Origin of the sequence: Mycobacterium lentiflavum (assembly GCF_022374895.2) — a bacterium.
Classification (GTDB): Bacteria; Actinomycetota; Actinomycetes; order Mycobacteriales; family Mycobacteriaceae; genus Mycobacterium; species Mycobacterium lentiflavum.
This window is the reverse complement of record NZ_CP092423.2, coordinates 4,350,481-4,369,714: the sequence shown is the minus strand read 5'-3', so window position 1 is coordinate 4,369,714 and position 19,234 is coordinate 4,350,481. Positions and strand designations below refer to the sequence as shown.

The window sequence follows — 19,234 nt, the reverse complement described above, 5'->3', positions numbered from 1 at the left end:
CTGTGTCCGGGAATGGAAAACCAGTCGGCGTAGCGGTACTCGGGTTGGGCAACGTCGGCAGCGAAGTGGTCCGCATCATCGAGGCGAGCGCGGACGATCTCGCGGCCCGGGTCGGCGCCCCTCTTGCGCTGCGCGGCATCGGGGTTCGGCGCGTCGCGGACGACCGCGGTGTGCCCGTCGAACTGCTCACCGACAACGTCGAAGAGCTGGTCTCGCGGGAAGACGTCGACATCGTCGTTGAGTTGATGGGGCCGGTCGAGCCGTCGCGCAAGGCCATCCTGGCCGCGCTCGAGCACGGCAAGTCGGTCGTCACCGCCAACAAGGCACTGTTGGCCACCTCGACCGGCGAACTGGCTCAGGCAGCTGAAAACGCGCATGTCGACTTGTATTTCGAGGCGGCGGTTGCGGGCGCAATCCCGGTGATCCGCCCGCTCACCCAGTCGTTGGCCGGGGACACGGTGGTCCGGGTGGCCGGCATCGTCAACGGCACCACCAACTACATCCTGTCCGCGATGGACAGCACCGGCACCGACTACGCCAGCGCCCTGGCCGACGCGAGTGCGCTGGGCTACGCCGAGGCCGATCCCACCGCCGACGTCGAGGGCTTCGACGCCGCGGCCAAGGCCGCGATCCTGGCGTCCATCGCCTTCCACACCCGGGTGACCGCCGACGACGTCTACCGCGAAGGCATCACCAAGATCACGCCGGCCGACTTCGCATCCGCGCACGCGTTGGGCTGCACGATCAAACTGCTGTCCGTCTGCGAGCGCATCACGACCGACGATGGCCAGCAACGGGTCTCGGCGCGCGTCTACCCCGCCCTGGTGCCGCTGGAGCATCCGCTGGCCACCGTCAACGGCGCGTTCAACGCCGTGGTGGTGGAAGCCGAGGCGGCGGGCCGGCTGATGTTTTACGGCCAGGGCGCCGGCGGCGCGCCGACCGCATCCGCGGTGACCGGTGACCTGGTGATGGCCGCTCGCAACCGGGTGCTGGGCAGTCGCGGACCGAAAGAATCGAAATACGCCCAATTACCGGTTGCGCCAATGGGTTTCATTTCCACCCGCTACTACGTCAGCATGAACGTCGCGGACAAGCCCGGTGTGTTGTCCTCGGTGGCAGCCGAATTCGCCAAACGTGAGGTCAGCATCGCCGAGGTTCGTCAGGAAGGCGTCGCGGACGAGGGCGGGCGACGGGTGGGGGCCCGTATCGTGGTGGTCACGCACAGCGCGACCGATGCCGCACTCTCGGAAACCGTTGATGCGCTGGCCGATTTGGATGTCGTGCAGAGTGTGGCAAGCGTGCTGAGATTGGAAGGAACCAGCATATGAGCACGCCACGAACCGCGGTCCACAAACCCTGGCCGGGTCTGATCGCCGCGTACCGCGACCGGTTGCCGGTCGGCGCCGACTGGACGGCGATCACGTTGCTCGAGGGTGGCACCCCGCTGATCCCGGCGACCCGGCTGTCGGAGCAGACCGGCTGCACGGTCCACCTGAAGGTCGAGGGGCTTAACCCCACCGGCTCGTTCAAAGACCGGGGCATGACGATGGCGGTCACCGACGCCGTGGCCCGCGGACAGCAGGCCGTGTTGTGCGCATCGACGGGAAACACCTCGGCGTCGGCGGCGGCCTACGCGGCGCGCGCCGGCATCACCTGTGCGGTCCTGATACCCCAGGGCAAGATCGCGATGGGAAAGCTCGCGCAGGCGGTGATGCACGGCGCCAGAATCATTCAGATCGACGGCAACTTCGACGACTGCCTGGAACTGGCCCGCAAGATGGCCGCCGACTTCCCGACGATCTCGTTGGTCAACTCGGTCAACCCCGTGCGGATCGAGGGCCAGAAGACGGCGGCGTTCGAAATCGTGGACGCGCTGGGTACCGCGCCGGACATCCACTCGCTGCCCGTCGGCAACGCCGGGAACATCACCGCGTACTGGAAGGGCTACACCGAGTACCACCAGGACGGCGTGTTCGAGAAGCTGCCCCGCATGCTGGGCACCCAGGCGGCCGGAGCCGCGCCCCTGGTGTCCGGCAAACCCGTGAAGAACCCCGAGACCATCGCCACCGCGATCCGGATCGGTTCGCCGGCGTCGTGGACGGCCGCCGTTGCGGCTCAGGAGCAATCCAATGGACGCTTCCTGGCGGCGACCGACGAGGAGATCCTGGCGGCCTACCACCTGGTGGCCGAATCCGAGGGCGTGTTCGTCGAGCCTGCCTCTGCGGCCAGCATCGCGGGCCTGCTCAAATCTGTCGAAGACGGGTGGGTGCCCCGCGGGTCGACGGTGGTGTGCACGGTCACTGGTAACGGCCTCAAGGATCCCGATACGGCGCTGAAGGATATGCCCAGCGTTTCCCCGCTGCCGGTGGATCCGGTCCTCGTCGTCGAGAAGTTGGGACTCGCGTCGTGACGATCGCAAGCGCGGCGAAGCCGGGCGCTGGGGTTACCACCCGCTTGCGGGGGACGGGTCGGCACGCTTCAGGTCTGAGCCCGTGCCGGTGAATCAGCTGCTGCCCGCCGGACTGGTGGCCAGCGCTGTGGTATCGGCGTCCAGCGCCAATCTTGGACCGGGTTTCGACAGCATCGGTCTCGCGTTGAGTCTGTACGACGAGATCGTCCTGGAGACAACCGATTCCGGCTTGGTCGTGGAGGTCGAGGGCGAGGGCGCGGGACAAGTGCCGCTGGGCCCCGAGCACCTGGTGGTGCGCGCCGTCGAGCGCGGGCTGCAGGCCGCCGGCGTCCGTGCGCCCGGCCTGGTGGTGCACTGCCGCAATGCCATCCCGCATTCCCGCGGCCTCGGTTCGTCCGCGGCGGCTGTGGTCAGCGGTCTTGCCGCGGTCAATGGCCTTGTCGCGCAAACGGATTCCACCCCCTTCAGCGAGGCTCAGCTGATCCAGTTGGCCTCGGAGTTCGAGGGTCACCCGGACAACGCCGCGGCCGCGGTGCTGGGCGGCGCGGTGGTTTCGTGGACCGAGGAGGCCGCCGATGCGCCGGCCTACTCGGCCGTCCCGCTGGCGCTGCACCCCGACATCCGGCTGTTCTGCGCGATTCCGGAGGAGCGTTCGTCGACCGCCGAGACGCGGGTGCTGCTGCCCGCCCAGGTCAGCCACGAGGACGCACGATTCAACGTCAGCCGCGCCGCCTTGCTGGTGGTGGCGCTGACCCAACGCCCGGATCTGCTGATGGCGGCCACCGAAGACGTGCTTCATCAGCCGCAACGGGCTCCCGCCATGCCGGCGTCGGCGGAATATCTGCGGCTGCTGCGGCGTCTTAATGTGTCAGCGACGCTTTCGGGGGCGGGCCCCTCAGTTATTGCATTGACCACCGAGTCGGAGTTGCCGCCTGAGGCGCTGGACTGCGGCGTTGCCAACGGATTCACCATCACCGAGATGACGGCCGGCGAAGGGGCTCGCTGGAGCCCGGGTGTCACAGTCGCTGGTTAATCCACAGGCTCACCGGAGGGTTTGCTTGCTTCAAGCACAGATGCGGGCTATCCTCGGCATCGTCCAGCAATCGCAGTCATCTGCATCTGCATACATACTGCCTTGCCGCTGGGATAACACCAATTCTTCTCGTGGACGAGGTTCGCCGTTTTCTCCGCCCATCCAGGCGATCACCGTTGCAGAGTCGATTTTTGGGCGCACTCGGCAATTTAGCTGAATGCAACGAACCCCTCGTATGACGTGATCATCGAGGGAAGAAAGGAAATCCGTGACTGATACGGACCTGTTCACGGCTGGGGAAAGTACCGACAGCAATCAGCTGCCGAACGCCGTGACCACCGACACTCCGGACGTGAAACCCAATGTCTCGGCCGGCTCCCTGTCCACCATGGTGCTGCCCGAGTTGCGTGCGCTGGCTAATCAGGCCGGCGTCAAGGGGACGTCGGGGATGCGTAAGAACGAACTCATCGCCGCGATCAAGGAAATCAGGGGACAGGCCAACGGTACATCCGCCGCCGCCCCGGCCGAGAACACCGGCAAGTCCGAACAGGACAAGAACCAAGAGAAAACTGCCGCCGAAGAACCGACTGCCCAAGGGGAACAGAAGGATTCGGCGAACGAGGGCAGCCAACGCCGGGAACGGCGCGGCGCCTCCCGCGACGCGGGATCGGCCACCCCCGCCGATGAGGCCGACGGCGAGGGCTCGCAGAGCCGCAACGGCACGGCCACTCGCGAGGCCGACAAGCGCGACGGCGGCCAAGCCGACCGGCGCGACGGCGGCCAGGGCCAAGGCCAAAAGGAATCCAAGAACGACGACCGCGGATCCGATTCCGGCGATCAGCAAGGCTCCGGCGGCCAGCAAAACCGCGGCGGCTCGAACCAACAGGACGACGACGGCGACGGCCGTGGGGGCCGTCGCGGCCGCCGGTTCCGTGACCGCCGGCGTCGCGGTGAGCGCTCGGGCGAGGGCGGCGGCGAGGCCGAACTGCGCGAGGACGACGTCGTCCAACCGGTAGCCGGCATTCTTGACGTCCTCGACAATTACGCGTTCGTGCGTACTTCCGGGTATCTGGCCGGCCCGCACGACGTCTACGTGTCCATGAATATGGTGCGCAAGAATGGCCTGCGCCGCGGCGACGCCGTGACCGGCGCGGTGCGGGTGCCCAAAGAGGGCGAGCAGCCCAACCAGCGGCAGAAGTTCAATCCGCTGGTTCGCCTGGACAGCGTCAACGGTGGACCGGTCGAAGACGTCAAGAAGCGTCCCGATTTCCAGAAGTTGACGCCGCTCTACCCCAACCAGCGCCTTCGCCTGGAAACGACTCCCGACCGGCTGACCACGCGGGTCATCGATCTGATCATGCCGATCGGTAAGGGCCAGCGGGCCCTGATCGTGTCGCCCCCCAAGGCCGGTAAGACCACGATCCTGCAGGACATCGCCAACGCGATCACCAAGAACAACCCGGAATGCCACCTGATGGTCGTCCTCGTCGACGAGCGTCCTGAAGAGGTCACCGACATGACGCGTTCGGTGAAGGGCGAGGTCATCGCCTCCACCTTCGACCGGCCGCCGTCGGACCACACGTCCGTCGCCGAGCTGGCCATCGAACGCGCCAAGCGGCTGGTCGAGCAGGGCAAGGACGTCGTGGTGCTGCTCGACTCGATCACCCGCCTGGGCCGCGCGTACAACAACGCGTCGCCCGCATCGGGCCGGATCCTGTCCGGTGGTGTCGACTCCACCGCGCTGTACCCGCCGAAACGTTTCCTCGGTGCGGCGCGCAACATCGAAGAAGGCGGATCGCTGACCATCATCGCCACGGCGATGGTCGAGACCGGCTCCACCGGTGACACGGTCATCTTCGAGGAGTTCAAGGGCACCGGTAACGCCGAGCTCAAGCTGGACCGCAAGATCTCCGAGCGCCGGGTGTTCCCGGCGGTCGACGTCAACCCGTCCGGTACTCGTAAGGACGAGCTGTTGCTGTCGCCCGACGAGTTCGGCATTGTGCACAAGCTGCGCCGCGTGCTGTCGGGTCTGGACTCGCACCAGGCTATCGACCTGCTGATGAGCCAGCTGCGCAAGACGAAGACCAACTACGAATTCCTGGTCCAGGTGTCCAAGACGACACCGGGGAACATGGACAACGACTAGCGTCCCAACGCTGCACGCGCGAGGCGCTCCCGGTAACCACGCAGCCGACACCCGGGTGTCCGGGTGGTTACGGTCTCGGTGCAAGAGCCGCGACTAATCCGGCCGGGAATGTGCGGGTGGATCTCGGTGTTTGGGGAGAAGGTAGTTGACCTGGCATAATCGAGCGTCGACTGCCCGGGGCCGCCTTGCGGTTCCGAGGTTACGCCCGACGGCCGGATCCCTGCGGGGACCAGGGCGACAACGATCGAAGAGGACATCATGAAAGCTGACATTCATCCCGCCTACGGGGAGACCACCGTGCTCTGCGGTTGCGGTAACACGTTCCAGACGCGTAGCACCAAGGACGGCGGTCACATCACTGTCGAGGTTTGCTCGCAGTGCCACCCGTTCTACACCGGCAAGCAGAAGATCCTGGACAGCGGTGGCCGCGTGGCGCGCTTCGAAAAGCGCTACGGAAAGCGCAAGGCCGGAGCTGACAAGGAATCGGCCGACAAATAGCTGCCTTACCGACGCCCGAACTGCGCACCAACTTGCGCAGGCCGGGCGTCGGTTTGCGTTCGCGGTAAACGGCGGGGGAGGAGGTGTGTGATGGCGCAGCCGGTACAGACGATTGACGTGCTGCTTGCCGAGCACGCCGAACTCGAGCGGCGGCTGGCAGACCCCGAACTGCACAGCAATCCCGACGAGGCGCGCAAGGCCGGCCGTCGGTTCGCCCGGCTGGCCCCGATCGTCGCCACGCATCGCAAGCTGGAGTCGGCGCGCGACGACCTGGAGACCGCCCGCGAACTGGCCGCCGACGACGACTCGTTCGCCGACGAGGTCGTCGAGCTCCAAGCGCGGGTGGCCGAGCTGGACACTCAACTGACCGACATGCTGGCGCCGCGCGATCCCCATGACGCCGACGACGTCGTGCTCGAGGTCAAATCCGGTGAAGGCGGCGAGGAATCGGCGTTGTTCGCCGCCGACTTGGCCAGGATGTACATCCGCTACGCCGAGCGGCATGGCTGGACGGTGACGATGCTGGGCGAAACCACCTCCGATCTGGGTGGCTACAAGGACGCGACGCTGACGATCGCCAGCAAGGGCGACTCGGTCGACGGGGTGTGGTCGCGCCTGAAGTTCGAGGGTGGAGTGCACCGCGTACAACGCGTGCCCGTGACGGAATCCCAAGGCCGCGTGCACACTTCGGCGGCCGGCGTGCTGGTCTACCCCGAACCCGAGGAAGTCGGCGAGGTGCAGATCGATGAGTCGGATCTGCGCATCGACGTCTACCGCTCGTCGGGCAAGGGTGGGCAGGGCGTCAACACCACCGACTCGGCGGTGCGAATCACCCACCTGCCCACCGGAATCGTCGTCACTTGCCAAAACGAACGATCGCAGCTGCAGAACAAGATCCGGGCGATGCAGGTGCTCGCCGCCCGCTTGCAGGCACTTGCCGAGGAGCAGGCGCAGGCCGACGCGTCGGCGGACCGGGCCAGCCAAATCCGCACCGTGGATCGCAGCGAACGGATTCGCACCTACAACTTCCCGGAGAACCGGATCACCGATCACCGAATCGGTTTCAAGTCACACAATCTGGACCAGGTTCTCGACGGTGACCTGGATGCGCTGTTCGACGCATTGAGTGCCGCCGACAAACAGGCCCGGTTGCAACAGGCATGACCGTCCTGCGGCGCGCAATCGACTCTGCTGCGGCGGTGCTCGCCGAGGCCGGAATCGATTCTGCGCGTTGGGATGCCGAGGAGTTGGCCGCTCATGTGGCGGGTGCCGAGCGCGGTCGGCTGACCTTGATCGAATCCATCGACGACGAGTTCCTGGTGCGATACCACGACGTCGTCGCCGCCCGCTCGCGGCGAGTGCCGTTGCAGCATCTCACCGGGACCGCGGCATTCGGGCCGGTTGTGCTGCACGTCGGCCCCGGTGTCTTCATCCCGCGCCCGGAGACCGAGGCCATCTTGGAGTGGGCCACCGCACAGTGCCTCGCCGCGGCGCCGGTGATCGTCGATTTGTGTACGGGATCCGGTGCGTTGGCCCTGACACTGTCCGGGCATTGGCCGGCGGCGCGGGTGATCGCCGTCGATGACTCCGAGGCGGCGCTGGACTACGCGCGCCGCAATGTGGAGGGCACCGCGGTGGAGCTGGTTCGCGCCGACGTCACCACGCAAGGCCTGCTGCCCGAGCTGGACGGACGAGTCGACCTGGTGGTGGCTAACCCGCCCTACGTGCCCGATGGTGTCGAGCTGGATCTCGAAGTCGCCCAGCATGATCCGGCGCACGCGGTGTTCGGCGGCCCGGACGGCATGACGGTGATCGGCGCGGTGGTGGACCTCGCCGGACGCTGGCTGCGCCCCGGTGGCCTTTTCGCCGTCGAGCACGATGACACCACCTCGTCGCGGACTGTCGAATTGATCCAGTGCACAGGGATTTTCGAAGACATCCGGGCGCGGAAAGATCTCACCGGCCGGCCAAGATTCGTGACTGCCTGTAGGAGCGCTCGTGGCTGAGTTGTTCAATTGTGCTGAGCCCGAACAGCGTTCGGCTGGAATCGAATCGGCGGTCGGGGCGCTCAAGGGTGGCCGGCTGGTCGTGATGCCGACGGACACCGTGTACGGCATCGGCGCCGACGCCTTCGACAACCGCGCTGTGGCCGCGCTGTTGGCAGCAAAGGGCCGCGGGCGCGACATGCCGGTCGGCGTGCTGGTGGGCTCCTGGCACACCATCGAGGGCCTGGTCTACACCATGCCGGACGGCGCTCGCGAACTTATCCGCGCGTTCTGGCCCGGTGCGCTGAGTCTGGTTGTGGCGCAAGCGCCGTCGCTGCAGTGGGATCTCGGAGACGCGCGTGGCACGGTCATGCTGCGGATGCCCTTGCACCCGGTGGCGATCGAGCTGTTGCGCGAGGTCGGGCCGATGGCGGTATCCAGCGCCAATGTCTCCGGTCGCCCGCCTGCGGTAAACGCCGCCGAGGCGCGGGACCAACTCGGCGATTCCGTCGATGTCTATCTCGACGCGGGACCCTCGCAGCAGCAGGCCGCCTCGACGATCGTCGACCTCACCGGCGAGACTCCGCGCCTGTTGCGCGCCGGACCGGTCAGCGTCGAGCGCATCGCGGAAGTGCTTGGAATGGACCCGGGACGGCTAATCGCCTAGCGGCGCAACGGTGATGGAGCGAGACCTCAGGTCTCAGGAAGGTGGCGTACGGTCTCGTGGTGTCTAGCGACCCGGCCAGCAATCTCGTCAGCATTGCCGCTGGTCTGCACGCCCTGTCCGACCGCGGCGCCGGGGTCCCGCTGCGCGAGTTGGCGTTGGTCGGACTGACGGCCGCGATCATCACCTACTTCGTGACCGGACCGGTGCGGGTGCTGGCCACTCGTTTGGGAGCGGTCGCCTATCCGCGCGAACGCGATGTGCACGTCACGCCGACCCCCCGCATGGGCGGGCTGGCGATGTTCGTCGGTGTTCTCTGCGCGGTGTTCTTGGCATCCGAGCTCCCGGCGCTCACCCGCGGTTTCGTCTATTCCACCGGTATGCCGGCGGTGTTGGTGGCCGGCGCGGTGATCATGGGCATCGGACTCATCGACGACCGCTGGGGTCTGGACGCCCTGACGAAATTCGCCGGCCAGATCACCGCCGCCAGCGTGCTGGTCACGATGGGTGTCGCATGGAGCGTGCTGTACATCCCGTTCGGGGGCGTCGGCACCATCGTGCTGGACCAGGCGTCGTCGATCCTGCTGACGCTGGCGCTGACGGTGTCGATTGTCAACGCGATGAACTTCGTCGACGGGCTCGACGGGCTGGCGGCCGGGCTCGGGCTGATCACCGCGCTGGCGATCTGCATATTCTCGGTCGGTCTGCTGCGCGACCATGGCGGCGACGTACTGTTCTATCCGCCCGCCGTCATCTCGGTCGTGCTGGCGGGGGCCTGTCTGGGCTTTCTGCCACACAACTTCCACAAAGCCAAGATCTTCATGGGCGACTCCGGCTCGATGCTGATCGGCTTGATGCTTGCTGCCGCGTCCACCACCGCGGCCGGACCGATCTCGCAAAATGCCTACGGCGCCCGTGACGTCTTTGCTCTGCTGTCACCGTTCCTGCTGGTGGTCGCGGTGATGTTCGTGCCGATGCTCGACCTGTTGCTGGCCATCGTGCGGCGCACCCGCGCGGGCCGCAGCGCATTCAGCCCGGACAAGATGCATCTACACCATCGGTTGTTGCAGATCGGCCATTCGCATCGTCGGGTGGTACTGCTCATCTATTTGTGGGTCGGCATCGTCGCGTTCGGCGCCGCCAGCACGATCTTTTTCAACCCACGCGATACCGGCGCGGTGATGCTGGGCGCCATCGTGGTTGCCGGCGTCGCGACGGTGATCCCGCTCTTGCGTCGCCGCGACGACTACGCAGACGAGGACTACGACGGGCAGTAGTAGTACCGCTGACCTTGTGGTACGGTGCTGGTAGAACCCCAAAAAGAATCGTGAGGGTTGCCGGCCAATCGGGCCGCCGGACCGTTTTCCGGCCGCGCCGATCGACGACCGACTAAGGGAGATACCCCTTGAGTGAATCCTCTGTGACGTGCGATACGCTCGGCGGGCTACCGATCAGTCGGTCGGAAGTTTTCCGCTTCACCAAGCCGGATTGAGGTGCTGCAGTGACGACACCAGCGCAGGACGCGCCGTTGGTGTTTCCGTCCGTTGCATTCAATCCGTCTCGGCTCCTGGTGGTTTGCGCAGCGATCACCGCTGTTGCGGTAGCTGGCGCCGCTTTCTCCGGTCATCTGATGGTCGGCGTGTTCTTCGGCGTCGGACTGCTCCTGGGTTTGCTCAACGCGCTGCTGGTGCGTCGCTCCGTTGCGTCGATAACGGCGAAAGAACATCCGATGAAAAGCTCGATGGCGCTGAATTCAGCGACTCGGCTGGCGATCATCACCGTCATCGGCCTGATCATTGCCTACATTTTCCGGCCCGCCGGCTTGGGCGTGGTGTTCGGCTTGGCCCTTTTCCAGGTGGTGTTGGTGCTGTCGACCGCCCTGCCGGTATGGAAGAAGCTGCGCGCCGGCGACTGGGCGGAGCCGGCATCCGAAGGTACCGAAAGAGGTAACACCAGCGATGAGTGAGTCGAGGTTCCTGGCCGAAGGCGCAATCGAGGTCGGCGAGCACACCCACGCCACCTGGCTCGGGCTGACCGTCAACACCGACACGATCCTGTCGACCGGGATCGCTGCCCTGATCGTCCTGGCACTCGCCTTCTATCTGCGCGCGAAGATCACCTCGACCGGGGTGCCCAGCGGAGTTCAGTTGTTCTGGGAGGCGATCACCGTCCAGATGCGCGACCAGATCGAGGCCGCCGTCGGGATGCGGATCGCACCTTTCGTCCTGCCGCTGGCGGTCACCATCTTCGTGTTCATCCTGATCTCCAACTGGCTGTCGGTGCTGCCGCTGCAGTACACCGACAAATCCGGGCGCACCACCGAGTTACTCAGTTCGGCGGCCGCGGACATCAATTACGTACTCGCGCTGGCTCTTTTCGTATTCGTCTGCTACCACGTGGCCGGTATCTGGCGTCGCGGCATCGTGGGACACCCGCTTGCGGTGCTCAAGGGCCACGTGGCGTTCCTGGCGCCGATCAACCTCGTCGAGGAACTCGCCAAGCCGATCTCGTTGTCGCTGCGACTTTTCGGCAACATATTTGCCGGCGGCATTTTGGTCGCGCTGATCGCGCTCTTCCCGCCCTACATCATGTGGGCGCCCAACGCGATCTGGAAAGCGTTCGACCTGTTCGTCGGCGCGATCCAGGCGTTCATCTTCTCGATCCTGACCATCCTGTACTTCAGCCAAGCCATGGAGATCGAGGATCACCATGACTGAGACCAACTTGAATTGGCCTGAGCCACACACGATTACAGAAGCCTGGTAGAGAACTACCAGTTATAAGGAGGATAAGAATGGCCCTGGACCCCCAAGTCGCTGCCGCTGCTCTCATCGGCGGTGGAATTATCATGGGCGGCGGCGCAATCGGTGCCGGTATCGGTGATGGTATTGCCGGTAACGCACTGGTTGCGGGTATTGCCCGTCAGCCGGAAGCGCAAGGCCGGTTGTTCACGCCGTTCTTCATCACCGTCGGTCTGGTTGAGGCGGCGTACTTCATCAACCTGGCCTTCATGGCGCTGTTCGTCTTCGCCACCCCCGTCGGCTAGTTCGCAGTGATGGGTGACGCGAGCCGCAGCGTTCTGGCGTCCAGCCAGTTAGTAGCCGAGGGAGGCAACAACTTCCTCGTCCCTAACGGCACGTTCTTTTTCGTGCTGGCGATCTTCTTGATCGTGCTGGCCGTCATCGGCACATTCGTCGTGCCGCCGGTCATGAAGGTGTTGCGCGAACGCGACGCGATGGTCGCCAAGACCGCCACCGACAACAAGAAGGCGAACGAGCAGTTCGAGGCCGCGCAGGCCGACTACGAGAAGGCGATGAAAGAAGCCCGAGTGCAGGCGTCGTCGTTCCGCGACAAAGCCCGCGCCGACGGCCGCAAGGTCGTTGACGAGGCGCGCGCAAACGCCGAGCAGCAGGTGTTAACGACTTTGCAGCAGGCTGGCGAGCAATTGAAGCGGGAAAGGGACGCTGTGGAACTGGATTTGCGTGCCAACGTGGCTACCATGTCGGCCACGCTGGCCAGTCGCATTCTCGGCGTCGACGTCACAACTTCCGCTGCGACAAGGTAACTAATCAATGTCGACGTTTATTGGACAGCTGATCGGGTTCGCCGCCATCGTTTTCCTGGTGGTGCGTTATGTCGTTCCGCCAGTGCGCAATTTGATGGCCGCACGTCAGAACACGGTGCGCCAGCAATTGGAAGATTCGGCGGCGGCCGCCGAGCGGCTGACCGAGTCGACCACGGCCCATAGCAAGGCCGTGGAAGAGGCCAAGTCGGACGCCGAGCGGGTCGTCGAAGAGGCCAAGGTAGATGCGGAACGGATTACCGAGCAGCTACAGGCCCAGGCCGAGATCGATGCGGAGCGGATCAAGGCACAGGGTGCGCGCCAGGCTGAGCTGTTGCGGGCCCAGGTGAGCCGTCAACTACGGCTGGAGCTCGGGCACGAATCTGTGCGCCAGGCAGAGGAATTGGTGCGCAGCTACGTGGCCGACGCCCAGCAGCAATCGTCCACGGTCGATCGCTTCCTGGACGAGCTCGATGCCATGGCCCCCGCGGCGACTGATGTCAAGTACCCCTTGATGGCGAAGATGCGCTCGGCGAGTCGGCGTGCGCTCAAGAGCGTCACGGATCGGTTCGACGCCATCGCAAAGGATCTCGACACTCGCGGATTGGAAAAGCTGGCCGCTGAACTGGTTTCGGTAGCCAAGATGCTGAACGGCGAAATCGTCGTCACCCGGTATCTCACCCTGCCTTCCGAAGACGCCGCGCCCAGGGTCAGGTTGCTCGAGCGCCTGCTGTCCGGCAAGGTCGGCGATCCCACTCTGGAGTTGTTGCGGACGGCCGTTTCGGAGCGGTGGTCTGCCAATGCAGATCTGATCGACGCCGTCGAACATGTGGCGCGCCAAGCGCTGTTGGAAGTCGCCGCGCGCGAGGATCGGGTCGACGAGGTCGAAGACCAGTTGTTCCGGTTTGCCCGGATCCTTGAGGCGCAGCCGCGCCTAGCGGTCCTGCTTGGTGAGTACGGGGCTCCGGCGGAAGGCCGAGTCAGGTTGCTGCGCAGTGTGCTCCAAAGCGCGACCGGCCAGAGCAATCGGATCACGAATGCACTGCTGTCCCAGACTATCGAGCTGTTGAGAGGTCAATCCGCCGACGACGCCGTGATGTTCTTGGCCGAAGCGGCGGTGGCACGCCGCAACGAAGTCGTCGCGCAGGTGACTGCGGCGGCCGAGCCCAGCGCTGCTCAGCGGACCCGGCTGACCGAGGTGCTCAGCCGCATCTACGGGCACCCGGTGGCTGTGCAGCTGCAGACCGACGCCGCACTGCTGGGTGGGCTCCTGATCTCCGTGGGCGACGAAGTGATCGACGGGACGCTCTCGTCTCGCCTGACCGCGGCCGAGGCTCAACTGCCCGAGTGAACACGAACTAGTCAGCAATAACCGAAGTAGGAAGACGAAAAGCTATGGCCGAGTTGACGATATCCGCTGCTGACATCCAGAGCGCGATCGAAGAGTATGTAGATTCCTTCACCTCCGACACCTCTCGCGAGGAGGTCGGCACCGTCATCGATGCCGGAGACGGCATCGCGCACGTCGAGGGTCTGCCGTCGGTGATGACCCAGGAGCTGCTCGAGTTCCCAGGCGGCGTCCTCGGGGTCGCCCTCAACCTCGATGAGCACAGTGTCGGCGCGGTGATCCTCGGTGACTTCGAGAAGGTCGAAGAAGGCCAGCAAGTCAAGCGCACCAACGAAGTCCTGTCTGTCCCCGTCGGCGACGCTTTTCTCGGGCGGGTGGTCAACCCGCTGGGCCAACCGATCGACGGCGGCGGCGACATCGAAGCCGAGACTCGTCGCGCGCTGGAGTTGCAGGCGCCCTCGGTGGTGCAACGGCAGAGCGTCAGTGAGCCGCTGCAGACCGGGATCAAGGCCATCGACGCGATGACGCCGATCGGGCGTGGCCAGCGTCAGCTGATCATCGGTGACCGCAAGACCGGCAAGACCACGGTCTGCGTCGACACCATCCTCAACCAGCGGCAGAACTGGGAGACCGGCGACGAGAAGATGCAGGTGCGCTGCGTCTACGTGGCGATCGGGCAGAAGGGCACCACGATCGCGTCCGTGCGCCGCACGCTCGAAGAGGGCGGTGCGATGGACTACACCACCATCGTCGCGGCACCCGCCTCCGATGCGGCGGGCTTCAAATGGCTTGCGCCGTACGCCGGTTCGGCAATCGCTCAGCACTGGATGTATCAGGGCAAGCACGTGCTCATCGTGTTCGACGACTTGACCAAGCAGGCTGAGGCGTACCGTGCGATCTCGCTGCTGCTGCGCCGCCCGCCGGGCCGCGAGGCCTACCCCGGTGACGTCTTTTATCTGCACTCGCGGCTGTTGGAGCGATGCGGGAAGCTCTCCGACGAGCTCGGCGCCGGTTCGCTCACCGGTTTGCCGATCATCGAGACCAAGGCCAACGACATCTCGGCCTACATCCCCACCAACGTCATCTCGATCACCGACGGACAGTGCTTCTTAGAGACCGACCTGTTCAACCAGGGCGTCCGGCCCGCCATCAACGTCGGCGTCTCGGTGTCCCGAGTCGGTGGCGCGGCGCAGATCAAGGCCATGAAAGAGGTGGCAGGAAGTCTGCGTTTGGACCTGTCGCAGTACCGCGAATTGGAATCCTTCGCCGCCTTCGCCTCGGATTTGGACGCCACATCGAAGGCGCAGTTGGAGCGTGGCGCGCGCTTGGTCGAGCTGCTCAAGCAACCGCAAAACCAGCCGCTGCCGGTCGAGGAGCAGGTGGTTTCGATGTTCCTAGGCACCAGTGGGCATGTGGACTCGGTGCCGGTCGAGGATGTCAGGCGATTCGAAGCCGAACTGCTGGACCACATCCGGGGCTCCGAGGACAAGATCCTCGAAGAGATCCGCACCAGCAAGAAGCTCACTGAGGAAAACGAGAAGACCCTCACCGACGCCATCAATCACTTCAAGAAGGGCTTCGCGGCAACCGGCGGTGGTTCGGTGGTGCCCGACGAGCACGCCGAGGCCAAGGAAGACGACGACAAGGAATCCGTGAAGGTCAAAAAGGCGGAGCCCAAGGAGAAGGACGCGAAGAAAGAGCCCAAGAAGGACAAGAAGTAGCTAACCATGGCTGCCACACTTCGCGAACTACGCGGGCGGATCCGCTCCGCGGGCTCGATCAAGAAGATCACCAAAGCCCAGGAGCTGATCGCGACATCGCGCCTTCCCAAGGCGCAGAATCGGCTCGAATCCGCCCGGCCCTACGCCTTCGAGATCACCCGGATGCTCACCACCCTGGCCAGCGAAGCCGCTCTGGACCATCCGTTGCTCGTCGAGCGCCCGGACCCGACGCGGGCCGGTGTTTTGGTGGTGTCCTCCGACCGTGGTTTGTGCGGCGCCTACAACTCCGGCATCTTCCGTCGCTCCGAGCAGCTTTTCGCCCAGCTTCGAGACGAGGGAAAGGAACCGGTCCTCTACACCGTGGGCCGAAAGGCGCAGAACTACTACACCTTCCGGAACTGGGACATCGTCGAGTCGTGGTCGGGCTTCTCTGAGCAACCCCAGTACGAGAACGCCGCGGAGATCGGTTCGACGTTGGTGGGGGCGTTCATGAAGGGCGCCGGGGGTGACGACGATCAGCAGGCCGGTGACGGCCCGGGCGTCGACGAACTGCACATCGTGTATTCGGAGTTCAAGTCGATGATGTCGCAGACCCCGGTGGCCCACCGGATGGCGCCCTTGGTCGTGGAGTATGTCGAGGAAGACACTGGACCGCGCACCCTGTACTCGTTCGAACCGGACGCGACGACTCTGTTCGAGGCGCTGCTCCCGCGGTACCTGACCACACGGGTTTACGCGTCCATGCTCGAGTCCGCGGCCTCCGAGCTGGCATCGCGTCAGCGGGCGATGAAATCGGCCACCGACAACGCCGACGACCTCATCAAGGCTCTGACGTTAGAGGCCAACCGCGAGCGGCAGGCCCAGATCACCCAGGAAATCAGCGAAATCGTCGGTGGCGCAAATGCGCTCGCCGACGCCGCTAAGTAGCCCCCCAAGGAAGCGAAAAAGATATGAGCGCTACTGCCGAGAAGACCGACAAGCCGACGAAATCGGACACCAGCGGCCGCGTGGTACGGGTGACCGGGCCGGTCGTCGACGTCGAGTTCCCGCGGGGTTCGGTCCCCGAACTGTTCAACGCACTGCACGCGGAGATCACCTTCGAGGAGCTGAAGAAAACCCTCACGCTGGAGGTCGCGAACCACCTCGGTGACAATCTGGTCCGCACCATCTCGATGCAGCCCACCGACGGCCTCGTGCGCGGCGTCGAGGTGACCGACACCGGCAACTCGATCACCGTGCCGGTCGGTGAGGACGTCAAGGGTCACGTTTTCAACGCGCTGGGATACTGCTTGGACGAACCAGGATACGGAGAAGACTTCGAGCACTGGTCGATTCACCGCAAGCCGCCGGCGTTCGAGGACCTCGAACCCCGCACCGAGATGCTCGAGACCGGACTGAAGGTGGTGGACCTCCTCACTCCGTACGTGCGTGGCGGCAAGATCGCACTGTTCGGCGGCGCCGGCGTGGGCAAGACGGTGTTGATCCAGGAGATGATCAACCGCATCGCCCGTAACTTCTCCGGTACTTCGGTGTTCGCCGGCGTGGGGGAGCGCACCCGCGAGGGCAACGACCTCTGGGTCGAGCTCAAGGAAGCCAACGTGCTCAAGGACACCGCGCTGGTCTTCGGTCAGATGGACGAGCCGCCCGGTACTCGTATGCGAGTGGCGCTGTCCGCGCTGACGATGGCGGAGTGGTTCCGCGACGAGGCGGGCAAGGACGTGCTGCTGTTCATCGACAACATCTTCCGGTTCACGCAGGCCGGCTCGGAGGTGTCGACCCTGCTCGGCCGGATGCCGTCGGCGGTGGGCTACCAGCCCACGCTGGCCGACGAGATGGGTGAGCTGCAGGAGCGCATCACCTCGACGCGGGGCAAGTCGATTACGTCGATGCAGGCGGTCTACGTGCCGGCCGACGACTACACCGACCCGGCGCCGGCGACGACGTTCGCCCACCTGGACGCCACCACCGAGCTCTCCCGATCGGTGTTCTCCAAGGGCATCTTCCCCGCCGTGGACCCGTTGGCATCGAGCTCCACCATCCTCGACCCGAGCGTCGTCGGTGACGAGCACTACCGTGTTGCGCAGGAAGTCATTCGAATCCTGCAGCGGTACAAGGACCTTCAGGACATCATCGCGATCCTCGGTATCGACGAACTGTCGGAAGAAGACAAGCAGCTGGTCAACCGGGCACGGCGCATCGAGCGGTTCCTGTCGCAGAACATGATGGCGGCCGAGCAGTTCACCGGCCAGCCGGGTTCGACGGTCCCGGTCAAGGAGACCATCGAGGCGTTCGACCGGCTGAGCAAGGGCGATTTCGACCACGTGCCCGAGCAGGCGTTCTTCTTGATCGGAGGCCTGGACGACTTGGCGAAGAAGGCCGAGACTCTCGGTGCCAAGCTCTAGCAGCTGGCCGAGTCGAAAGGTGGTGTGAGGTGGCTGAATTGAACGTTGAGATCGTCGCCGTCGACCGCAAGATCTGGTCGGGGGAGGCGTCGTTCCTATTCACCCGAACCACCGCCGGCGAGATCGGTATCCTGCCCCGCCATATCCCGTTGGTGGCCCAATTGGTCGATGACGCAATGGTGCGCGTCGAGCGCGAGGGCGAAGACGATCTACGGGTCGCGGTGGATGGCGGGTTCTTGTCGGTGACCGAGGAGAGCGTGACCATTCTCGCCGAATCCGCCGAATTCGAGTCGGAGATCGACGAGGCTTCCGCCAAGCAAGACTCCGAGTCCGACGATCCTCGTGTTGCCGCCCGGGGCCGCGCGAGGTTGCGCGCCGTCGGCGCGATCGACTAGCCGTTAGGACAAGGCGATGAGCGCGCCCATGGTTGGCATGGTCGTGCTCGTCGTCGTGTTGGGAGCTGCGGTACTGGCGCTGAGTTATCGGCTGCTGAAACTCCGGCAGGGCGGAACGGCCGGCATCATGCGCGACATCCCGGCGGTCGGGGGTCACGGCTGGCGGCACGGCGTAATCCGTTATCGCGGAGGTGAAGCCGCGTTTTACCGGCTCTCCAGTGTCCGGCTCTGGCCGGATCGCCGGCTGAGCCGGCGAGGCGTCGAGATCGTGGCTCGGCGCGCGCCGCGCGGCGACGAGTTCGACATCATGACCGACAAGATCGTGGTGCTGGAACTACGCGATACGACGCAGGAACGCCGGTCGGGTTACGAAATCGCGCTCGATCAGGGCGCGTTGACCGCGTTCTTGTCGTGGCTGGAGTCCCGTCCGTCCCCGCGCGCACGGCGTCGCAGCATCTAATGAAAAGTGGCTCAACCGGTTTAGGCGCCGCCGCCCGGCTTCCCTGCTGGTTTCCAAAGCACCTCGCCGCCGGCGTTGGCTACCCGCGACAGGATGAAGAGTAGGTCCGAGAGCCGATTCAGGTATTTCGCCGGCAGCACGTTGACGTCGTTCGGTGCCGAATCGACTGCGGCCCAAGCGGATCGCTCGGCGCGCCGCACCACGGTGCGGGCGACGTGCAACAGCGCCGACAAAGGCGAACCGCCGGGCAGCACAAAGGAATTCAGCGCCGGCAGCCGCTCGTTGTATTTGTCACACCATTCTTCGAGCCGGTCGATGTAGGACTGGGCGACGCGCAACGGAGGATATTTCGGGTTCTCCACCACCGGAGTGGACAGATCGGCGCCTGCGTCGAACAAATCGTTTTGGATCTGGGTCAGCACGTCCGCGAGTTCGGCGTCGGGCCGACCCAGCGCGATGGCGGCGCCGATCGCGCTGTTGGCCTCGTCGCAGTCCGCGTATGCCACCAGGCGGGGATCGTTTTTCGACACGCGGGAGAAGTCGCTCAATCCCGTCGTGCCGTCGTCGCCGGTCCGGGTATAGATGCGGGTCAGATGGACTGCCATGAACA

At 65.1% G+C, this 19,234-nt stretch carries 20 protein-coding genes; 19 read left to right on the top strand and 1 reads right to left on the bottom strand.

Translation table 11 applies throughout. From position 1 onward, the window contains the following. Positions 1-2: 2 nt before the first annotated feature. The 19 genes from MJO58_RS20255 to MJO58_RS20165 all read left to right on the top strand — a co-directional run bounded on the left by MJO58_RS20255 (position 3) and on the right by MJO58_RS20165 (position 18,624). Positions 3-1,328 carry a homoserine dehydrogenase gene (locus MJO58_RS20255; RefSeq protein ID WP_239723362.1) on the top strand — a complete coding sequence of 442 codons (1,326 nt, stop codon included), beginning with the start codon at positions 3-5 and terminating at the stop codon, positions 1,326-1,328. Next, positions 1,325-2,410 carry a threonine synthase gene (thrC, locus tag MJO58_RS20250; RefSeq protein WP_090605149.1) on the top strand — a complete coding sequence of 362 codons (1,086 nt, stop codon included), beginning with the start codon at positions 1,325-1,327 and terminating at the stop codon, positions 2,408-2,410. The genes MJO58_RS20255 and thrC overlap by 4 nt, the downstream gene beginning before the upstream one ends. Positions 2,411-2,507: 97 nt before the next feature. Continuing rightward, positions 2,508-3,443, top strand: a complete 936-nt coding sequence (gene thrB, locus MJO58_RS20245) for a homoserine kinase (RefSeq protein WP_090609506.1) — start codon at positions 2,508-2,510, stop codon at positions 3,441-3,443. Positions 3,444-3,711: 268 nt separating this feature from the next. Next, complete coding sequence (rho, locus tag MJO58_RS20240) at positions 3,712-5,589, top strand: transcription termination factor Rho (protein ID WP_239720750.1); 1,878 nt, start codon at positions 3,712-3,714, stop codon at positions 5,587-5,589. 258 nt (positions 5,590-5,847) lie between these two features. Beyond that, complete coding sequence (gene rpmE, locus MJO58_RS20235) at positions 5,848-6,087, top strand: 50S ribosomal protein L31 (protein WP_085220951.1); 240 nt, start codon at positions 5,848-5,850, stop codon at positions 6,085-6,087. Between the two features lie 90 nt (positions 6,088-6,177). After that, positions 6,178-7,251: a peptide chain release factor 1 gene (gene prfA / locus MJO58_RS20230; RefSeq protein WP_090609505.1), complete on the top strand. Its 1,074-nt coding sequence runs from the start codon at positions 6,178-6,180 to the stop codon at positions 7,249-7,251. Further along, entirely contained in the window at positions 7,248-8,093 is an 846-nt protein-coding gene (gene prmC, locus MJO58_RS20225) for a peptide chain release factor N(5)-glutamine methyltransferase (protein ID WP_090605143.1), read from the top strand. The genes prfA and prmC overlap by 4 nt, the downstream gene beginning before the upstream one ends. After that, on the top strand, positions 8,086-8,739 hold the full coding sequence (locus MJO58_RS20220; protein WP_090605140.1) for an L-threonylcarbamoyladenylate synthase: 654 nt from the start codon (positions 8,086-8,088) through the stop codon (positions 8,737-8,739). Before prmC ends, MJO58_RS20220 begins: the two co-directional genes overlap by 8 nt. A 41-nt stretch (positions 8,740-8,780) precedes the next feature. Next, complete coding sequence (locus tag MJO58_RS20215; protein WP_090605137.1) at positions 8,781-10,013, top strand: glycosyltransferase family 4 protein; 1,233 nt, start codon at positions 8,781-8,783, stop codon at positions 10,011-10,013. Positions 10,014-10,237: 224 nt separating this feature from the next. Continuing rightward, complete coding sequence (locus MJO58_RS20210) at positions 10,238-10,702, top strand: ATP synthase subunit I (protein ID WP_090605135.1); 465 nt, start codon at positions 10,238-10,240, stop codon at positions 10,700-10,702. Further along, on the top strand, positions 10,695-11,453 hold the full coding sequence (gene atpB / locus MJO58_RS20205) for a F0F1 ATP synthase subunit A (RefSeq protein ID WP_090605132.1): 759 nt from the start codon (positions 10,695-10,697) through the stop codon (positions 11,451-11,453). The genes MJO58_RS20210 and atpB overlap by 8 nt, the downstream gene beginning before the upstream one ends. 83 nt (positions 11,454-11,536) lie before the next feature. Further along, a complete protein-coding gene (locus MJO58_RS20200; RefSeq protein ID WP_090609504.1) occupies positions 11,537-11,782 on the top strand; it encodes a F0F1 ATP synthase subunit C in 246 nt (81 codons plus the stop codon). Between the two features lie 9 nt (positions 11,783-11,791). Continuing rightward, positions 11,792-12,301, top strand: coding sequence for a F0F1 ATP synthase subunit B (locus MJO58_RS20195; RefSeq protein ID WP_090605129.1), 510 nt, complete (start codon positions 11,792-11,794; stop codon positions 12,299-12,301). Between the two features lie 7 nt (positions 12,302-12,308). Next, positions 12,309-13,649, top strand: a complete 1,341-nt coding sequence (locus tag MJO58_RS20190) for a F0F1 ATP synthase subunit B/delta (RefSeq protein ID WP_239720749.1) — start codon at positions 12,309-12,311, stop codon at positions 13,647-13,649. Between the two features lie 44 nt (positions 13,650-13,693). Further along, entirely contained in the window at positions 13,694-15,367 is a 1,674-nt protein-coding gene (atpA, locus tag MJO58_RS20185) for a F0F1 ATP synthase subunit alpha (protein WP_239720748.1), read from the top strand. A gap of 6 nt (positions 15,368-15,373) precedes the next feature. Then, complete coding sequence (locus tag MJO58_RS20180) at positions 15,374-16,294, top strand: F0F1 ATP synthase subunit gamma (RefSeq protein ID WP_090605120.1); 921 nt, start codon at positions 15,374-15,376, stop codon at positions 16,292-16,294. Between the two features lie 23 nt (positions 16,295-16,317). Continuing rightward, on the top strand, positions 16,318-17,769 hold the full coding sequence (gene atpD / locus MJO58_RS20175; protein WP_090605117.1) for a F0F1 ATP synthase subunit beta: 1,452 nt from the start codon (positions 16,318-16,320) through the stop codon (positions 17,767-17,769). Positions 17,770-17,798: 29 nt separating this feature from the next. After that, complete coding sequence (locus MJO58_RS20170; protein ID WP_090605115.1) at positions 17,799-18,164, top strand: F0F1 ATP synthase subunit epsilon; 366 nt, start codon at positions 17,799-17,801, stop codon at positions 18,162-18,164. A 16-nt stretch (positions 18,165-18,180) separates the two neighbouring features. Continuing rightward, positions 18,181-18,624 carry a DUF2550 domain-containing protein gene (locus tag MJO58_RS20165; RefSeq protein WP_090605112.1) on the top strand — a complete coding sequence of 148 codons (444 nt, stop codon included), beginning with the start codon at positions 18,181-18,183 and terminating at the stop codon, positions 18,622-18,624. A gap of 20 nt (positions 18,625-18,644) precedes the next feature. On the opposite strand, the gene MJO58_RS20160 is transcribed toward MJO58_RS20165, so the two are convergent. Beyond that, positions 18,645-19,229 carry a cob(I)yrinic acid a,c-diamide adenosyltransferase gene (locus MJO58_RS20160; RefSeq protein ID WP_239720747.1) on the bottom strand — a complete coding sequence of 195 codons (585 nt, stop codon included), beginning with the start codon at positions 19,227-19,229 and terminating at the stop codon, positions 18,645-18,647. Positions 19,230-19,234 lie beyond the last annotated feature (5 nt).

Coding starts and splice junctions, on each gene's coding strand:
- thrC (WP_090605149.1), top strand. CDS start 1,325: ATGAGCACGCCACGAACCGCGGTCCACAAACCCTGGCCGGGTCTGATC.
- rpmE (WP_085220951.1), top strand. CDS start 5,848: ATGAAAGCTGACATTCATCCCGCCTACGGGGAGACCACCGTGCTCTGC.
- prfA (WP_090609505.1), top strand. CDS start 6,178: ATGGCGCAGCCGGTACAGACGATTGACGTGCTGCTTGCCGAGCACGCC.
- prmC (WP_090605143.1), top strand. CDS start 7,248: ATGACCGTCCTGCGGCGCGCAATCGACTCTGCTGCGGCGGTGCTCGCC.
- atpB (WP_090605132.1), top strand. CDS start 10,695: ATGAGTGAGTCGAGGTTCCTGGCCGAAGGCGCAATCGAGGTCGGCGAG.
- MJO58_RS20195 (WP_090605129.1), top strand. CDS start 11,792: ATGGGTGACGCGAGCCGCAGCGTTCTGGCGTCCAGCCAGTTAGTAGCC.
- MJO58_RS20190 (WP_239720749.1), top strand. CDS start 12,309: ATGTCGACGTTTATTGGACAGCTGATCGGGTTCGCCGCCATCGTTTTC.
- atpA (WP_239720748.1), top strand. CDS start 13,694: ATGGCCGAGTTGACGATATCCGCTGCTGACATCCAGAGCGCGATCGAA.
- MJO58_RS20180 (WP_090605120.1), top strand. CDS start 15,374: ATGGCTGCCACACTTCGCGAACTACGCGGGCGGATCCGCTCCGCGGGC.
- atpD (WP_090605117.1), top strand. CDS start 16,318: ATGAGCGCTACTGCCGAGAAGACCGACAAGCCGACGAAATCGGACACC.
- MJO58_RS20165 (WP_090605112.1), top strand. CDS start 18,181: ATGAGCGCGCCCATGGTTGGCATGGTCGTGCTCGTCGTCGTGTTGGGA.
- MJO58_RS20160 (WP_239720747.1), bottom strand. CDS start 19,229: ATGGCAGTCCATCTGACCCGCATCTATACCCGGACCGGCGACGACGGC.